The organism is Intrasporangium calvum (assembly GCF_028446585.1).
Taxonomy (GTDB): domain Bacteria; phylum Actinomycetota; class Actinomycetes; order Actinomycetales; family Dermatophilaceae; genus Intrasporangium; species Intrasporangium calvum_A.
The window spans coordinates 1-16,806 of sequence record NZ_JAPFQL010000017.1; the positions used below are offsets into that span (position 1 = coordinate 1).

The 16,806-nt window shown below is 68.9% G+C and carries 12 protein-coding genes; 4 read left to right on the forward strand and 8 right to left on the reverse strand.

Annotated features, from left to right (window positions below):
* On the forward strand, nucleotides 1-212 hold a 212-nt coding region (locus OO014_RS05705), incomplete at its 5' end, for a hypothetical protein (protein WP_272461319.1).
* A gap of 72 nt (nucleotides 213-284) precedes the next feature.
* Nucleotides 285-1,424, forward strand: coding sequence for a non-hydrolyzing UDP-N-acetylglucosamine 2-epimerase (gene wecB, locus OO014_RS05710; protein WP_272461320.1), 1,140 nt, complete (start codon nucleotides 285-287; stop codon nucleotides 1,422-1,424).
* 102 nt (nucleotides 1,425-1,526) lie between these two features.
* Here the strand turns inward: wecB and wecC are convergent, their stop codons facing one another.
* From wecC to OO014_RS05740, 6 genes are read right to left on the reverse strand one after another with little or no spacing between them, the layout of a single operon-like run.
* Nucleotides 1,527-2,789, reverse strand: coding sequence for a UDP-N-acetyl-D-mannosamine dehydrogenase (gene wecC, locus OO014_RS05715; protein WP_272461321.1), 1,263 nt, complete (start codon nucleotides 2,787-2,789; stop codon nucleotides 1,527-1,529).
* Between the two features lie 35 nt (nucleotides 2,790-2,824).
* Entirely contained in the window at nucleotides 2,825-4,024 is a 1,200-nt protein-coding gene (locus tag OO014_RS05720) for a glycosyltransferase (protein WP_272461322.1), read from the reverse strand.
* Nucleotides 4,021-4,848, reverse strand: coding sequence for an ABC transporter ATP-binding protein (locus OO014_RS05725; protein ID WP_420485481.1), 828 nt, complete (start codon nucleotides 4,846-4,848; stop codon nucleotides 4,021-4,023). The genes OO014_RS05720 and OO014_RS05725 overlap by 4 nt, the downstream gene beginning before the upstream one ends.
* Entirely contained in the window at nucleotides 4,838-5,752 is a 915-nt protein-coding gene (locus tag OO014_RS05730; protein WP_272461324.1) for an ABC transporter permease, read from the reverse strand. The genes OO014_RS05725 and OO014_RS05730 overlap by 11 nt, the downstream gene beginning before the upstream one ends.
* Nucleotides 5,749-7,011, reverse strand: coding sequence for a nucleotide sugar dehydrogenase (locus OO014_RS05735; protein WP_272461325.1), 1,263 nt, complete (start codon nucleotides 7,009-7,011; stop codon nucleotides 5,749-5,751). Before OO014_RS05735 ends, OO014_RS05730 begins: the two co-directional genes overlap by 4 nt.
* Nucleotides 7,001-8,881, reverse strand: a complete 1,881-nt coding sequence (locus tag OO014_RS05740; protein WP_272461326.1) for a glycosyltransferase family 4 protein — start codon at nucleotides 8,879-8,881, stop codon at nucleotides 7,001-7,003. Before OO014_RS05740 ends, OO014_RS05735 begins: the two co-directional genes overlap by 11 nt.
* Before the next feature lie 56 nt (nucleotides 8,882-8,937).
* Between OO014_RS05740 and OO014_RS05745 the strand changes: the two genes are divergently transcribed.
* Together OO014_RS05745 and OO014_RS05750 are read left to right on the forward strand one after the other, a co-directional pair.
* The gene (locus tag OO014_RS05745) at nucleotides 8,938-10,821 is read left to right on the forward strand and encodes a glycosyltransferase family protein (RefSeq protein WP_272461327.1); all 1,884 of its coding nucleotides are present in this window, start codon (nucleotides 8,938-8,940) and stop codon (nucleotides 10,819-10,821) included.
* A 64-nt stretch (nucleotides 10,822-10,885) separates the two neighbouring features.
* Nucleotides 10,886-12,922 (forward strand): acyltransferase family protein, encoded by a 2,037-nt coding sequence (locus OO014_RS05750; protein ID WP_272461328.1) that lies wholly within the window; start codon nucleotides 10,886-10,888, stop codon nucleotides 12,920-12,922.
* 62 nt (nucleotides 12,923-12,984) lie between these two features.
* Here OO014_RS05750 and OO014_RS05755 read toward each other — a convergent pair whose 3' ends face one another.
* The gene (locus OO014_RS05755) at nucleotides 12,985-14,547 is read right to left on the reverse strand and encodes a hypothetical protein (protein WP_272461329.1); all 1,563 of its coding nucleotides are present in this window, start codon (nucleotides 14,545-14,547) and stop codon (nucleotides 12,985-12,987) included.
* Between the two features lie 47 nt (nucleotides 14,548-14,594).
* Nucleotides 14,595-16,745 carry a glycosyltransferase family 4 protein gene (locus tag OO014_RS05760; RefSeq protein WP_272461330.1) on the reverse strand — a complete coding sequence of 717 codons (2,151 nt, stop codon included), beginning with the start codon at nucleotides 16,743-16,745 and terminating at the stop codon, nucleotides 14,595-14,597.
* Nucleotides 16,746-16,806: the final 61 nt, after the last annotated feature.

Consider the following 16,806-nt stretch of genomic DNA (forward strand, 5'->3'; position numbering starts at 1 on the left):
CGCTGGGCTCGCTCCCAGCCCAGGCGCAGCTCGGCTGGGGGGCTGAGACCCAGCCCAGCGGCATACGGCACGGTTGGGTGGAGGAGGCTCACTGGTGGCGGGCGCACGCCTTCCCGCACATGCGCCGGTGGGTGTCGCGGGCGTCAGCGCGGGAGGACGTCGCGCCGAAGTGGGCGCACCTCGTTCGCCCAGCGCACGACTTCGCCTGGTGATGGATGGGTGACTCACGAGGCCCGTTAGGCTGTGGCGCCAGTAGCCAGGAGGGAAACCCGATGTATCGCGTCATGACCATTTACGGCACCCGACCGGAAGCCATCAAGATGGCCCCGCTCGTCGGAGAGCTGCGGCGTCACGAGCAGATCGATCCGATTGTCGCTGTCACCGGACAGCACCGCGAGATGCTCGACCAAGTCAACGCCCTCTTCGGGATCGAGCCGACCCACGACCTCGACCTGATGACCCCCGGGGCAACGCTCGCGGAGATCACGTCGAAGACGATCCTCGCGACATCCCACCTGTTGCAGGACGTCCGCCCGGACGTCGTCGTCGTCCAGGGCGACACGACCACGGTGCTCGCCGCCGCTCTCTCGGCGTTCTACGAGAAGATCCCCGTGGTGCACCTCGAGGCCGGCCTGCGGACCGGCAACATCTACTCGCCGTTCCCCGAAGAGGTGAACCGCCGCCTGACCTCGCCGCTGGCGTCCCTGCACCTGGCTCCGACACCGACCTCGAAGGCCAACCTGCTGCGCGAGGGCATCGACGAGGCGGCGATCCCCGTCACCGGCAACACGGTCATCGACGCCCTCCAGTGGACGACGACGCAGCCCGTCACGTTCACCGACCCGCGCGTCGGCGAGATCGTGGAGGCGGCCAAGGCCGGGCGCAAGCTCCTGCTCGTCACCTCCCACCGCCGTGAGTCCTGGGGTGACCGGATGACGGAGTCGATGGGCGCCATCCGCGACCTCGCCGTCGCCAACCCCGACGTGCTTGTCCTGCTGCCCATGCACCGCAACCCCATCGTCCGTGACGTCATCGAGCCGATGCTCGGGCCTCTGGCGAACGTCACGCTGACCGAGCCGCTGGAGTATCACCAGTTCGCCCACGTGCTCGCAGCATCCAACGTGGTGCTCACCGACTCCGGCGGGGTCCAGGAGGAGGCGCCGAGCCTCGGCAAGCCGGTGCTCGTGATGCGGGACACGACCGAACGGCCGGAGGCGGTCGAGGCCGGGACGGTGCGGCTCGTCGGCACCGATGCGGAGGCGATCCGCGGGTCGGTCCAGCGGCTCTTCGACGACCAGGAGGCCTACGCCGAGATGGCCAACGCCGTCAACCCCTACGGAGACGGCAAGGCTGCGTCGCGCTGCGTCGCCGCCATCGGTGCGATGCTCGGCATCGGGGAGCGGGAGCCCGACTTCAGCAGCTGACCATCCTCGCATCGGAGGAGCACTTCGCCCCCGTCAGCCCACCCCCACTCATCGAAAGAGCAGTTCGCGACACGTCGCGAACTGCTCTTTCGATGAGGTGGCTCAGCGCCAGATGCCGCGCGTGTCGATGACCTTCTTGCCCTCGAGGTCACCCAGCGTGAGCCGCTTGAACGGCTGGTGATCGACGAGGAGCAGGACCACGTCTGCCTCCTGGACCGCGTGGGAAACCTCGTCCAGCGTCAGGTTGGCCCGCCCCTGCAGGGACTTCGGCAGCGTGGTCACGTGCGGTTCGACCGCCAGGACCGTCGCCGCGGGCAGCTGCGTCGAGAGCTGATCGGTGATGTGGAGGGCCGGCGACTCGCGCAGGTCATCGATGTCGGCCTTGAAGGCGAGCCCGAGGCAAGCGATCGTCGCTCCTTCCCCGTCAGGGCCCTTGCCCAGCTCGGCGAGGGCGGACGTGACCTTGCCGATGACCGTCTGCGGGCGGGCGTCGTTGGTCTCGCGCGCCGTCCGAATGAGTCTTGCGCGCTCGGGAGCCGCCGCGACGATGAACCACGGGTCGACCGCGATGCAGTGGCCACCGACGCCGGGGCCGGGGTTGAGGATGTTGACCCGCGGGTGGCGATTGGCCAGGCGAATGACCTCCCACACGTCCATGCCCAACTGCTCGCAGATCTCGGCCAGCTCGTTGGCGAAGGCGATGTTGACGTCGCGGAAGGAGTTCTCGGTCAACTTGGCCATCTCGGCCGTCGTCGCGTCCGTGAGGAGAATCTCGCCGGTCACGAAGGTGCGGTAGAGCTCCGCGGCCTTCTCGGCACAGGTCGGCGTGAGACCCCCGACGACGCGGTCGTTGCTGAAGATCTCGACCATGATCCGGCCGGGGAGGACGCGCTCGGGGCAGTGTGCCAAGTGCACGTCGGGGGCGTCGTGCTCGTGCGGGAAACGGAGGTCAGGTCGAAGCTCGGCCAGCCACTGGCTGATCTGCAGCGTGGTGCCGGGCGGCGAGGTGGACTCGAGGATGACGACCTCGCCACCCCTCAGCTGCGGCGCGATCGACTCCGTTGCGGAGCGGATGTAGGACAGGTCCGGCTCATGGTCCCCCTTGAACGGGGTCGGGACCGCGATGAGGTACACGGACGCCTGGGGGGTCTCGGTGCTGGCGCTCAGCAGGCCCTTGGCCACCGCCTCCTCGACGGCCTCGTCGAGGTCGGGCTCCACGATCGGCACACGGCCTGCGTTGATCTCGTCGACGGTGTGCTGATTGACGTCGACACCCTTGAGGGTGAGACCTTGCCGAGTGAGCGCGGCGCAGGTCGGCAGGCCGATGTAGCCGAGGCCGATGACCGCAATTCCGTCATGGAACATGGACTGTGTCTCCGAGTGGTGGGGAAAAGGGCTGGTCAACTGTATCCGCCAGGAAGAGTGGGCCGGGTCGCGGTGCCCGCGTCGGGGCCTTGGCCGCCCGCCGTCCGGGCCTGCTGCATGACCTCCCGGACGGTGTCGACGAAGGTGCCTTTCATCGACCGCCAGTCGTGGTGCTCCCGGGCGTAGGCGTGCCCATGGGCACTCATCTGGAGCACCCGTTCGGGAGCGCGCCACAGGTCGATGACAGCGGCAGCCACGGCATCGGCATCGTCGAAGGGCACCACGACGCCACCGTGAGACGCCTCGACCAGCTCGCGGGCGAGGGGGAGCGGGGTCGTCACCACCGGCACGCCATGCGCGAGGTACTCGTACACCTTGGTGGGTGTCGAGTGCCGGTAGTTGGGTTCGTCGCGCAGCAGCGAGAGACCGGCAAGTGACCCAGAGACCATGCCGAGCGCCTCCTCGTTCGGGACGAAGCCATGCAGGCGCAGGTCACCTCTGGACTCTGCCTCCTCGAGGATGCGACGGCTCTCCTCGTCCCGCGGGGGGCCGATGATCTCGACGCGGACCGCATCGCCGGTGCGTTCGCGGATCAGCCGCCCGGCAGCGGCCATCACTCGGGCCCCGCGGGCGACGGTCACGGCACCCAGGTAGACCACCCGATCTCTTCCGGGCGGGGCCACGGCGTCGGGCACCATCGTGGTGTTGGGGATGACCGGGTGCTCACGTCGGAACCGGTCGCGATAGCCCGGCTCGGCCAGGAGCAGCGCATACCTGCGCTCGGCGGCACGCTCAATGAGTCGGACCGCTGCCGCGGCCGGTCGGCGCAGCAGCCCGGGAAGCCACGCCTTGACCTCGATCGCCGCCGCAGTGTCCTCGTGGACGTCCCAGATCAGCTGTGGGAAGCGACGGCCGGCCGTCGCGAGCAGCAGCTCCGGGTCATGGATGATGACCGCGGCATAGGACCCGCCGAGCCGCGACAGCAGCCCATGCGCGGCGCGCAGGGCCTTCAGGCGGCGTCGTCCCACGGCGCGCGGAACGTCGATGGTCGTCAGTCGCTCACGTGGCGTCGGCGTCACGCCGTAGTCGGAGAAAGGCGCCGCGTAGGTCACCGGGTGTCCGGCGTCGAGGAGCGCTTGGATCTCCCGGTAGCGGATCCGCGCATCTTCGGGATGGTGGACCACCGTGACCACGAGGACCGGTCCGGGGGCCGCCGCAGCCATCGCGTCGCTCACGAGTCTGTCGCCGAGGTCTGCTTGGACGACGGCTTCTTCTTCTGCGGGAAGGTCTTCTGGTAGGCCGTGACGACCTCTTCGGCTGGGCCGTCGGCGATCAGTCGCCCCTTCTCCATCCACAGCGCTCGAGTGCACATCTCCTTGACGGTGTTGTTGGAGTGGCTGACGAGGAACACGGTGCCGGCGTCCTTGCGGATCTGGGTGATTCGCTCGGAGCTGCGAGCCTTGAAGTCGGCGTCACCGGTGGCCAGCGCCTCGTCCACCATCAGGATGTCAGGGGTCTTGGCCGTGGAGATGGCGAAACGGAGGCGGGCCCCCATCCCTGAGGAATAGGCCTTCATCGGCATGTAGACGAAGTCGCCGATGCCCGAGAACTCGACGATGTCGTTGAACCGAGACCGGATCTCCTTCGCGGAGAGGCCGAGCGCCTGGCCGCCGATCATGATGTTTCGCTCGCCGGTGAGGTCACCGAGAAGCACGGCGTTGACGCCGAGCAGCGACGGCTCCCCGGAGAGCCACACCGACCCGGAGGTCGGGGGGATCAGGCCCGCGATGGCCCGCAGCAGGGTGCTCTTGCCGGATCCGTTGCGCCCGATGATCCCGATCGACTCGCCGACGTTGGCCACGAAAGAGACGTCCTTGACGGCGTGGACCTTCTGGACGTGCCCGAACTTCTCCTCACGTTGGCCGAGGAGTCGCTCGACCATGCCCAGGCCGCCTTCCTCCTCGCCAGCGGCGACGGCCCGCCCGCGCTTGGCGCCGAACACCTCGTAGACGATGTCGAGGTGCGACACGACGACGCTCGGCTTGGGCTCAGGATGCACGGCCATACCTCGCCTCCGCTCGCCAGAAGAAGAGGAAACCCGTTGTGGGTAGGACCAAGGCCCACGCGAGCGCGAGCAGCCAGTTGGACGGGGTGAGGGCGAATTCGGCCAGGAGTGCCTCGCGGGTGATGGTCAGGGGCAGTGACACGGGCTGGAACGCCATGACCGCGTGGACCACGGGGTGCCCGGCGTAGTGGTCGATGCTGAAGAAGACGCCGGAGATGTAGCGCAGGAGGCGGGTGAGCACTGGGATGAGGTTCCCCACGTCACGCGAGATTTCGACGATCCGGGCCAGGAAGAAGGTGATGCCGAGGACGTTGAGGAAGAGCAGTGCGACCGCGACAGGCAGCATCAACCACTCGAGCTGTGGACGCTCGCCCGTGACGAGCATCAGGAGCAGCAGCACGCCGAGGGCGGGCAGGACATGGATCAGCTGGGTCACTGTCACAGCGATGGGCAGCACGGCACGCGGGAAGCGCAGGGAGCGGACCAGCCCGATGTTGCTCGTGATCGCCTTGGCCCCGGAGGTCATGGACGAGGCAATGAAACTGAAGAGGAAGATGCCGATCGTGAGGAAGCCGATGTAGTTCTGGGTCCCTCGCCGGATGTCCAGCAGGACGCCGAAGATGAGGTAGTAGGAAGCGACGAGCAGCAGGGGGTTGAGCACGGCCCAGACCTGCCCGAGCAGGTACTTCTGGTGCGCGGCGTACGCCTGCGCGGAGGCGAGCGTCCAGATGAACTGGCGCTTGTGCCAGAGCTCCCGGAGATAGGCGAACAGCGGCGGCCGGACACCGATCTGCATGAGTCCGTGGCGCTCAGCGAGCGCCTGGGAATCCTCAGGGGAAAGGGGCTTCGGCTCGAGGCCGGCGGGGACAGCGGCGGGGGTAGGTGCAGTGTCGGTCACAGGCGCTGGATCCTTCCGGCCTCGGTGACAACGCCACGAGTGTCGAAGAATCGCTGAGCGGCTGCTGCGAGGGCGTTGACGTCGTAGTCACGGTGGTTCTGGACGAGAACCGTCAGGTCGGCCAGGGCGACCGCGGCCATGGGGTCGTCGACACGGGCTACGGCGTCGCCGAGCGCACGCCAGGTCTTGACCTTGGGATCGTGGAACTGCACCGTGGCTCCGTGCGCGACCAGTTGGCGGGCGAGGGGGACGGCAGGGCTCTCGCGTTCGTCCGCGATGTCGGGCTTGTAGGTCACCCCGAGCAACAGCACCGTTGAGCCGCGCAGAGCCTTGGCGTCCTCGTTGAGCGCATCCTGCACCCGGCGAACCACGTAGCTCGGCATCGCGGCGTTGATCTCCTGAGCCAGCTCCACGAAGCGGAACGGGTATCCCAGCCGAGCGCGGACGTTGTGGGACAGATAGTTGGGGTCGATGGGGATGCAGTGCCCCCCGACGCCTGGGCCCGGGTAGAACGCCTGGAAACCGAACGGCTTCGACTTCGCCGCCTCGATCACGTCCCAGAGGTCGATGTTGAGCTCGTGGCAGAACTGGGCCATCTCGTTGACGAGGGCGATGTTGATGTGGCGGTAGGTGTTCTCGAGCAACTTGGCCATCTCGGCCTCGCGCGTGCCCTTGGCCCGCACGACCGTATCGACGAACCTCCCGTAGAAGGCGGCGGCCGCCTCCGTGCAGGCGGCGGTGTGTCCGCCCACGACCTTCGGCGTGTTCGTCGCGCCGAAAAGGGGGTTGCCGGGGTCGATCCGCTCCGGTGAGAAGGCGAGGTGGAAGTCGGTGCCGGCGCTCAGTCCGCCAGCCTCCAGTGCGGGCCGGACCACCTCGTCGGTCGTGCCTGGGTAGGTGGTGGACTCAAGCACCACGAGCATCCCGGGACGGAGCTGGTTCGCGATCGTCTCCACCGCCGCTTCCACGGCGCTGAGGTCAGGCCCACCTTCCGTGGAGAGCGGCGTGGGCACGCTGATCACGATCGTCTCGGCACCGCCCAGCTCGGCGGGGTCGGTCGTCGCGCGGAAGCCCTCGCTGAGCATGTGTGCGACGTCTGCGTCGGACAGGTCGTCGACGTGGGACCGGCCAGAGTTCAACGAGGCGACCACGTCAGCGTTGATGTCGAACCCGAGGACACTCAGGCCCGCGTGGGAGGCCGCTTGCGCGAGGGGAAGGCCGACATAGCCGAGCCCGATCACGGCGGCGTCATGTGCCACGGGTTGCTCCCTCGTTCCGGTCGGGGGCCGTCCCCGTCAGGTTCAGAACCCGGGCGTAGAGATCTGCGTAGGTGAGCTCGGCAGCACCCCAGGTTCGGTTCTCATGGACCCAGCGTCTCGCAGACTGACCCATGCGTGTCCTAAGCGCTGGATCATACAGCAGCACCTTCAGCGCCTCCGCCCACGAGGCGGGGTCGTCAGGGGCCGCGACGAGGCCTCGTGAGGGCGGCTCACCCTCGGTCCGGAGGCCCTCGTCGGCTCCGACGAGCTCCACGAGCGGAGGGAGGTCGCTGACGACGACGGGCCGGGCGGTCGCCATCGCCTCGAGGGGCTTGAGTGGGGGAACCAGGCTGGTGACGGGAGTGCGACGCCGCGGCACGCAGAAGACGTCCAGCGCCGCGTGATGGTCACGTGCCGCAGCGTGCGGGACGCGTCCGGTGAAGACGGCGCGCCCGGGGTCCAGGCAGTCGTGGGCGATTCGCTCCAGGTCGCGCCGCGCGGGTCCGTCGCCGACGACGAGGACCACGAGCCCCGGATCATCGACGAGGGCCGCGGCGCGAAGCAGCACGTCGACACCCTCGTAGTCGTTGAGCGTGCTCACGAGGCCGACGACCAGCGCGTCCGGGGCGATGCCGAGGCGGCTGCGCAGTGCGGTCGCGTCGGGTGGCGGGGTGAGGTAGTCGGCGGACACCGCGTTGCCCACCACCGTCACCTTGTCCATCGGGATGCCTCGCGCGACGATGTCGGCGCGCATCGGCTCGGAAACCGTGACCACCGCCGCAGCAGCGCGCATGCAGGCGGTCTCGGCGGCGCGGGAGAGCCGGTAGAAGTCCGAGTCGGCCCGCCCACCCCTGCTCCGCCACGTCTCCTCGAGGAAGCCGCGCGCCTCGTAGATCACGGGGCGATCGAGCCTCAGGCCGGAGAGCAGGGCCGCTTGACCGTTCTCGTGGCGGCTGTGGGCGTGGAGCACGTCCACGTCGAGGCGCCGGGCCAGCCGGGTCAGGTGCTCGACATGGGCCTCGAGGCGGCGGTCTGCTCGTACGGGCACGCCACGCAGCGGGAGGAGTCGGTGGGTGGGCACCCCGTCGTGGTCGAAGTTTGCCGATCGAGAGACCCGTCCGGTGTCGACGGGAAAGCCGAGCCGCGTCACGACCCGAGCGTCCAGGCCTGCGGCACGCTGGGCGGCGGCGATGCCCTGGGTCCGGATCGTGTACCCGGCCTGGACCTCCGGCAGCGCATTGGTCACGACGTGCAGGACCGACGTGCCGGGCGGGAGGGGGTGTGGCGAGCCGACACTGGACGGCGCCGGCTGCGCGGGGAGCGCCTTGACCTGTCGCGCCTCGAGCACGGACAGCTGGCCGCGCAGGCTCGTCGCCAGCCGGCCTCGCCGCCCGCTCGCGCCGCGCTCCGCGAGCCCGACCGCTTCGCTCAGCGAGCCCTCGGACCATGCAGCGAGAGCGCTCAGCCGGAGGCGGGCCGGGTCCCTTTCAGGGAGGCGGTGCACCGCTGTGTCGGCGAGGTCGGGGCGGTCGAGCACGGCGGCGACGGCCGCCGCGGCGCGCAGCTGCCCGGGCGTGCCACTGCTGATGAGCGCCCGTAGTGCCTCCAGGGCCTCCTCGCGTCGTCCGGCCGCCGCGTCAGCGACCACGGCGAGGCCGGGGACATGGCCTCGGACACGGGAGGAGCGGACCAGCTCCCTGAGCGACGTGGGCCCGGCGCGCAGGACCACGGAAGCGGCCTTCCAGGGATCACGGCCAAGGTGCTGTGTGAGGACGGCCGCCAGTGCCGGCACGTTGGCGAGCAGGGCGGCGATCTCGACGGTGTGGTCCGCGTGCACGTCCGCGGACAGTCCGAGCCGGGGTCGCGCCATACGGGCATCTTGGCACAGGTCAGGAGCACCACCTGAGGGCTGTCACACTGGTACGCATGACCTCACGCGACACCAGTCTTCGACGTGACTGGAACCGAGCGATCAAGGTCGTGGGTGAGGCGATGACCGATCGTCGGGTCAGGAGTGACCTCCCGCGCAAGCTGCGCAAGGAGGTCCACCGCCGGGTCCCGGCGCTGCGGCCCAAGGTCAGACTGCGCACCTCCCTCCCGGTGTTCGACCTGCCCGACGGCCCCGTCGTCCGCCCGGAGATCCGGGCTGCCGTGATCCTCGACCCCTTCTCGTCGCTGGCCCTGCGGTACGAGTGGGACCAGGTCGAGGTGCGACCCGGCGAGTGGCGCGAGCAGATGAGCGAGCCCAGGTTGCCCGACCTGCTCTTCGTCGAGTCCGCCTGGCAGGGCAACGGCGGCTCGTGGCGGCTGGCGATGACGGCGACGGGAGCCATCCGGGACGAGCTGGAGGAGCTCGTCGAGTGGGCCCGCGAGCACGGCGTCCCGACGGTCTTCTGGAACAAGGAGGACCCACCCAACTACGAGCGGTTCATCGAGACGGCCCGCTGGTTCGACCACGTCCTCACGGTGGACGCCGACCGGCTGCCGGACTACCGCAGGGACCTGGGCCATGACCGGGTGGGCCTGCTTCCCTTCGGCGCGCAGCCGCGCCTGCACAACCCGGTGCTTCGGGATCATGGGCGACAGCACGAGGTCGCCTTTGCCGGCACCTACTTCACCGACAAGCACCCGGACCGGCGCGCGCAGGTGGAGACGGTGATCCGGCCGGCGCTGGCCCACGGCCTGCACGTCTACTCGAGGATGGCGCTCGAGGACAAGCGCTACCAGTTCCCGCCGGAGTTCCGTTCCAGCGTGGTGGGATCGCTCCCGTACGAGCGGATGCTTGCCGCCTACACGTCGTACAAGGTGTTCCTCAACGTCAACTCTGTGACGACCTCTCCCACCATGTGCGCCCGCCGTCTCTTCGAGCTGTCGGCGGCCCAGACTCCCGTCATCAGCGGGCCGGCGACCTCGATCGAGCCGTTCTTCGGTGACACGATCACGGTCTCGGAGAGCGCGGAGGAGACCGAGCGGGCCCTCACGGTCCTGCTGCGACACGCGGAGTACCGAGACCGGATCGCCCTGCGTGCGCACCGACGGGTGTTCGACGAGCACCTCTACCGTCACCGCGTCGCCGAGGTCCTCGCCCGCATCGGCCGCCCGGTCCCGGACATCGACCAGTCGATCAGCGCCGTTGTGCCGACCATGCGCCCGGAGCAGCTCGACAACGTCCTCGACTTCGTCGCGGCCCAGTCCCACGCGCAGGTCGAGCTCGTCCTCGTCACCCACGGCTTCGAGCACGATCCGGCCGACGTGGCGCGCCGCGCGAAGGATCGCGGCATCGAGACGCCCGTGCTGCGGCCTGCAGACTCGTCGCTCACACTCGGGGCGTGCATGAACCTCGGGGTGGAGGCGGCGTCGGGCCGCTACATCGCGAAGATGGATGACGACAACGTCTACGCCGAGCACTACCTGCGGGACCTCGTCCGCGCCTTCGAGTACACCGATGCGGTGGTGGTGGGCAAGTGGGCCCACTATGCCCACCTCACGGCGACCGGTGCGACCCTGTTGCGCTTCCCTGACGCGGAGCATCGCTACGTCAAGCTCGTCCAGGGCGGCACCATGATCCTGCCGCGGCAGGTCGCCGCCGCAGAGAAGTTCGATGACGTGCCCCGTCGGGTAGACACGACATTCCTGGACAAGGTGCGTGCCGCCGGAGGAAAGGTGTACTCGGCGGATCGCTTCAACTTCGTCTCCATCAGGTCCACGAGCCCTGACGGCCACACCTGGCCCATCACCGACATGGAACTGCTCGCTCGCCGTTCCACCCTGGCCTTCTACGGAGATGCAACCACTCAGGCGACTGTGTGACCATGGTCCGTCGTCACGACGCCCTGTTGACCCTTGCCCTGCCGAAAAGGAAAGCCTGCTCCGGATGACTTCTGCCGCCACGAAGCCACGTAACACCATGCGGGGGGACATCGAGGGCCTGCGATCGATCGCGGTGCTCTTCGTGCTGATCTACCACCTTGGCGTGGACCGGCTCTCCGGTGGGTTTGCGGGTGTTGACGTCTTCTTCGTCATCTCCGGGTTCCTCATCACGTCCGGTCTGCTGACGGAGGCGGAGCGCTCGGGGACCGTGTCGCTGCTGAGGTTCTATGCGCGGCGAGCCCGCCGTCTGCTGCCGGCCGCGACCGTGGTGCTCGTCGTCACCGCCTTGGTCGGGTGGCAGGTGATGCCGAAGAGCCAGTGGTCCGACCTGTCGACCGACGTCATCGCAGCCGCTCTCTACGTCGTCAACTGGGCTCTCGCGTTCCGGGCGGTGGACTACCTCGCGGAGGACGCCGCCGTCTCGCCGGTGCAGCACTACTGGTCCCTTTCGGTCGAGGAGCAGTTCTACGTCGTCATTCCGGTGATGATGCTCGTGCTGGCGTGGGTCGCCCGCCGGTTCGGCTTCAGCATCCGGCGCATCATCACCATCGCCTTGGCGGTGATCGTGGCCGTCTCCCTCATCTACTCGATCCGTCACACCGACTCCGCCCCGCAGACCGCGTACTTCTACTCGACGACCCGTGCCTGGGAGCTGGGGATCGGCTCCCTCCTGGCCTGTGCTGTACCACTGCTCAAGCGGATGGCCGATCGGACGGCCCTGCTCGTCGCTGCCGCGGGCCTCGCGCTCGTCATCGGTTCAGGACTCGTCATCTCGACCAAGACGCCGTGGCCGGGGTCAGCGGCACTGTTCCCGACGATTGGCACCGCAGCCGTCATCGCGGCTGGAGTGGCGAACCCCCTGACGCCCGTCGGTCGGCTGTTGTCGATCCGGCCGATGGTGTGGATCGGGGGACTCTCGTACTCCATCTACCTGTGGCACTGGCCGCTCATCATCCTCTCGGGCTATGTCGTGGACCTCACCCGGTGGCACAAGGTCCTCATCGCTGTGGCGTCGGTCGGCTTGGCCTGGCTCTCGAAGCATCTCATCGAGGACCCGATCCGGTTCGGCCCGCTGTTCGCACGCCGTACCGCCCCGACCCTGGCCATGGGGGCAGCCGGCATGGCGCTCTCACTCGTCGCGGCGTCAGTCGTCTACGCGCAGGCGCCGCGCTTGGAGCAACGACCTTCCGAAGCGCGGGGAGCCGTCGCACTGGGTCCGCCCGAGGAGAACGGCAGCGCTGCTGCAACGCCGGACCTGACTTCACAGATCACCCGTTCGGGCAAGCTCTACCCCGAACCGGCCCTGGCTCCGCAGGACATCCCTGCCTACTATGCCGACGAGTGCCAGGTGCAGGTGGGAGTGACGGACTTCGACCCCAGCTGCGTCTACGGGGACCCGAACGGCTCCATCACCGTTGCGCTGACGGGTGACTCGAAAATGGGCCAGTGGTTCGACGTCATCAATGCGGTCGCAAAGGATCAGGGCTGGCGTCTGGAGCTTTATCTGAAGAGCACGTGTGGGCTCAACCCCGAACAGCCTGCTGAGGACTGCCGCGCCTTCAACGTGAAGGTGATGGACTGGCTCACCAGCCCCGAGGGCAAGGTCGACATCATGATGACGTCCGCCGGGCGGGGATATGCCAGCAAGCTGGACGCCTATGTCGCAGGCTACGACGCCTACTGGAAGCGGCTCGAGGCCGTGGGGACAAGAGTGGTCGCCGTCAGCGACACCCCGGGCGCCGGATCGCCTCCACGATACGAATGTGCTGAGGAGAACCCGGACGACCTGCTCGAGTGTGCGTTCAGGGCCAGTGATGGTCAGGGCACCGCAGCTCTGCGCGAAGCCGCGCAGCTCGATCGAGAGCGAGTGTGGCTGGACCTCAACCCCTGGGTCTGCCCGGAGATCGGCGGGAAGTGCCCAGTGGCCGTTGGCGGGGTGCTGATCTACCGTCAGGGCAGCCACGTGACGAAGACTTACGCGGACACGATGCGCCCCATCATCGAGGACCTCTTGGCCAAGCGGGGACTGCTCACCCGCTGACCATCGCCGGGTTGTCACGAAGGCATCGCGCCGGACGCACGGCTCGGGTGAACGTCACCCACTCAGTCCTTGCTGGTTCGCCCTTGCGAGCACCACGGGCGATCCCACTGGTAGTCAAACGCCTTCTCGTAGTGCGGCAGGAACAGGACGAAGTATGGACTTCGGCCGGTCATCCCCCTCCACTGCCGGGCGATGAGACACCGGCGCTGCTCTGCCTTGGGTTCCGGGGATCCGGTGACCAGCTGCGCCTGGGCCGACTCCCACAGGGCGTACTGGTCCATCGCCCGCAGGGTCTGGACAGCGCTGACGTTGGTGGGCCAGACGAGGATCCCAACAAGCAGGGCGAGGGTTGCCGGCCCTGAGATGAGGACTGCGCGGCCAACCCGCGGTCGACCGGGAAGGGCCAGGGCGCCCAACGCCAGGACCCCGGCGAGGCAGGCCCAGATCCACGGAGTGCCCCGATAGGTGGAGCCCAGCGACGAGACGATCTGGGGTGACTGCACCGACACCGAGAGGATGACGGCGGCGGCAAGGGCCGAGGCGACGAGCGCCATGGCCAGAGCGAGCATGGGCTGGCGCTCGCCGGCAGCGAGACCGGACCACAGGTTCGTTCGGCGGGTCATCAGCAGCGAGAGCCCGATCGCCACGAGCAGGCCCCAAACCCAACCTGACCCGCCGAACGGCTGCGGTACCGGGAGCCCGACCCCGACGTCGTCGATCACCCGGGTGATCCCGACGCCCGGCAGGGCATTGATCAGTTGCAGGGCGGCCGTGCGGGGAACGGCGCCGGTGAGGTCGACCTCGAGCCCCACGTAGGTCACCTTGGTGGCCGCCTTGATCGCCTCTCGGCTCCACCAGACCGCCGCGAGCCATCCGCCGGCGAGGGAAGCGATGAGGACGATCCGGTGTCTCCACGGCGCCGGGCCCACCATGGCCAGGAGAAGAACGCTGAAGGGGGTGGCCGCCCAGTGCATCTCGTAGCTGAGCATGATGACAACGCCGAGGAGCGCCAGCCCCAGGGCGCCGACGACCTTGAAGACCGGTCCGCGACGACTCCAGGACCGAAGCGTCCACAGCGAGGCAGCGCCGGCGAGAAACATCAGGGTGATGCCTCCGATGCAGAGCACGACGAATGTCGTCCAGCCGTTGCGCGTGGGCGAGACCGTGGTGACGCCGAGGGCCACCAACGCCGCGAAGATGAGCACTGCAGTCCGGCGCAGGTGTGGGTCCAGGCGCTCGCCGTCGCGACGGCGGAGCTGGGCGAGCAGGAGAGCGAAGGACAGGACGGCCAGAACCAGCAGCAGGATCTTGACGATGCCGTGGACGACGAAGAGGGGTGTCCCGGTCGAGAACGCGAACTGCATGCCGAGGAAGTAGACGACGTGCTGGGCGAAGACCCCGACCGGGGCGATCCGCCCCGCAGCCATTCGCCACTCCATGTCGTCGATCGTCCAGGGGAGGACATTCAGGAGGTTGCCGTCCATCCGGTACGGCGCGGCCGGGTAGTGGTATCGCTCGTCGGACGTGACCGGAGCCAGGACCCACGGGAGCAGCAGGCCAAGGAAGCCGATGCCCAGAGTGACCCAGACGGTCCACGCGGGGAGGCGACGGAGCAACTGGTCCACCCGGGCAGCGTAGGCAGGGGGTGCCGACTCGGCAGGTGGGGAGCCGGTCATGCGCCCGTCAGCCGTGCATACGCGGCGTCCACGACCCGGACCACGTCGGACCAGTCCCGCTCTGCGAGGACCCAGTCGCGAGCCTGCGCTCCCAGCTGGGCCCGCAGCTCCGGCGAGTCGAGGTAACGGCGTAGCCGAGCGGCCAGGTCGGTGCTCGACCCCTTGTCGAAGACGAGGCCGCGCACGTCCGGCTCCACGATCTCGGTCAGGGCAGCGACGGACGAGGAGATGACCGCCTTGCCCATGGCCATGGCCTCGAAGGGCTTGATCGGCGAGATCAGCTCACACACGGGCAGCGGGAGCCGCGGGAAGGGGGTGATGTCGAAGATCGACAGGTAGCGAGGGACCTCGGCGTGAGGGACGCGGCCGGTGAAGGTCACGACGTCGGTCACGTCAAGGTCGACGGCGAGCTGGCGCAGGCGTCCCTCGAAGTGGCCGTCTCCGACGATGACGACACCAAAGTCCTGGCGCTCCCGCTTCAGCTCGGCAGCGGCCTCAAGGAGGAGGTTGAGCCCCTCGTAGTCCACCAGACCGCCGGCATAGCCGATGACCGTCCGCCCGGTCAGTCCGAGCTCCGCCTGCAGCGCCTCGTCGCGCGGGCGCGGCTCGAAGTCGGCGGTGTTGACGCCGTTGGGGAGCACCTCGATGCGGTCCGCCGGCCCGCCCCGCCGGATCATCTCCTCCCGCAGCGCCTCCGTGATCACGAAGGTGAGGTCGGCATTGGCGACGATGTGGTTCTCCAGCCCGGTGAGGTACTGATAAGCGTCCGTGTTGGCGAAACCGGGATGGCGCGAGACCTTCATCAGGTCCTCGAGGCCGCGCATCTCGTAGACGAAGGGGATGCCGAGTCGCCGGGCCGCAGCGAGCCCGGCCAGGCCATTGTTCTGAAAGCTCGAGGCGTGGATGAGGGCCACTCGACGGCTCCTGGCCTCAGCCTCGATGCGGTGGCTGAAGCGCTCGATATAGGAGCTCATCGGAGTCGTGGAATAGGTGCGCTCGCCGGGCTCGAGCAGCCGTCGGTATGTCACGCCGTCCACCACGTCGACGTCCGGTACGACCTTCGTCTCGGCCTTCGGCCAGCGGTCATAGGGGAAACCCAGGCGGGTCACGGCCTCGGCGTCCCACCCGAGCCGGCGGAGCCCCGACAGGATGCCGTGCGAGCGAGTGGCGTAGCCGCCGGACCAGTGCGGCAGCGACTGCGCGAGCACGGACAGGGTGGACCGCGGCTCCACCTCGTAGGACCGCTCCCGGGCGGGCTCCACCGGCCACCCGGCCCGGACGATCCCCAGCTTGTCCATGGCCTCGACGTGCGTGGCACGGGCGGCTCCGTGACCGGTGGCGGATCCGAACGCTGCCTCGGCGATCACGGCCGCCTCGCCGAGGTGCCCGGACTTGAGGGCACGGGCGGCGAGTCGCCGCAGGGTCGCGGCAAGGTCGCGCCGCACGGTGCGCCCTCGCACGACGTCGGCGAGCAGGACCCAGTCCTCCAGGTCGCTGGCCCGGAGGATCGCCCGCTCGCCACCGTCGGTGGCATCGCGCGCCTCGGAGCGAACGAGCTCGGCGAGCTCGGTGGGGGTGGCGTTCGCGGTGCGGCGCCTGAGGTTGTCCAACCGGATCAGCGCGCTCGTGGGCGGGGCATACGTCCAACTGCCGGCGTGGTCGAAGAACGCCTGTGCGACGTCCCGGTCCTCGGTGGTGAAGGCCTCCGCCAACTGGGCTGCCTCGTCGCGGTTGCGCGGCGTGACCGAGCACGCCTTCGACGCCACCTCGGCGAGGTCGTCGACTTCGCCGAGGGCGCTGGCAATGCCGGCGTGGGCGACGAGTGCGGGGACCGCAACGCGCGACCGGCTCGTGACCTCCCGGATGGCAGCCAGGGCCTCCGTGGATTGGCCGCTGGCCCAGAGTGCCTCGGCCCGGACGGCCGCCAGGCTCGAGGGCAGGCGGTCAGCCGGGCGCCGGTCGACCAGACGGAGGGCGTCCTGTGGGCGCCCGACCTTGATCAGGTGCCGCGCCCGCGCTGCCAGGGCGGCTCGGCCTGCACCGCCACCCTGACTGGGCAGGAACGCGATGGGGCCCAGCGGCGCGTGTCTAACGACCTTGCGTGCGTTGGTGATCGCCGATGACCGGAGGCTGGACTTGCTGGGCATGTGGTCCTTTCGAGAGCAGAGAGGTCACGCGGGGAGGGGGCGCCGACGCCCAGCGGCCGCC

Coding starts and splice junctions, on each gene's coding strand:
- wecB (WP_272461320.1), top strand. CDS start 285: ATGACCATTTACGGCACCCGACCGGAAGCCATCAAGATGGCCCCGCTC.
- wecC (WP_272461321.1), bottom strand. CDS start 2,789: ATGTTCCATGACGGAATTGCGGTCATCGGCCTCGGCTACATCGGCCTG.
- OO014_RS05740 (WP_272461326.1), bottom strand. CDS start 8,881: ATGGCGCGACCCCGGCTCGGACTGTCCGCGGACGTGCACGCGGACCAC.
- OO014_RS05745 (WP_272461327.1), top strand. CDS start 8,938: ATGACCTCACGCGACACCAGTCTTCGACGTGACTGGAACCGAGCGATC.
- OO014_RS05750 (WP_272461328.1), top strand. CDS start 10,886: ATGACTTCTGCCGCCACGAAGCCACGTAACACCATGCGGGGGGACATC.
- OO014_RS05760 (WP_272461330.1), bottom strand. CDS start 16,745: ATGCCCAGCAAGTCCAGCCTCCGGTCATCGGCGATCACCAACGCACGC.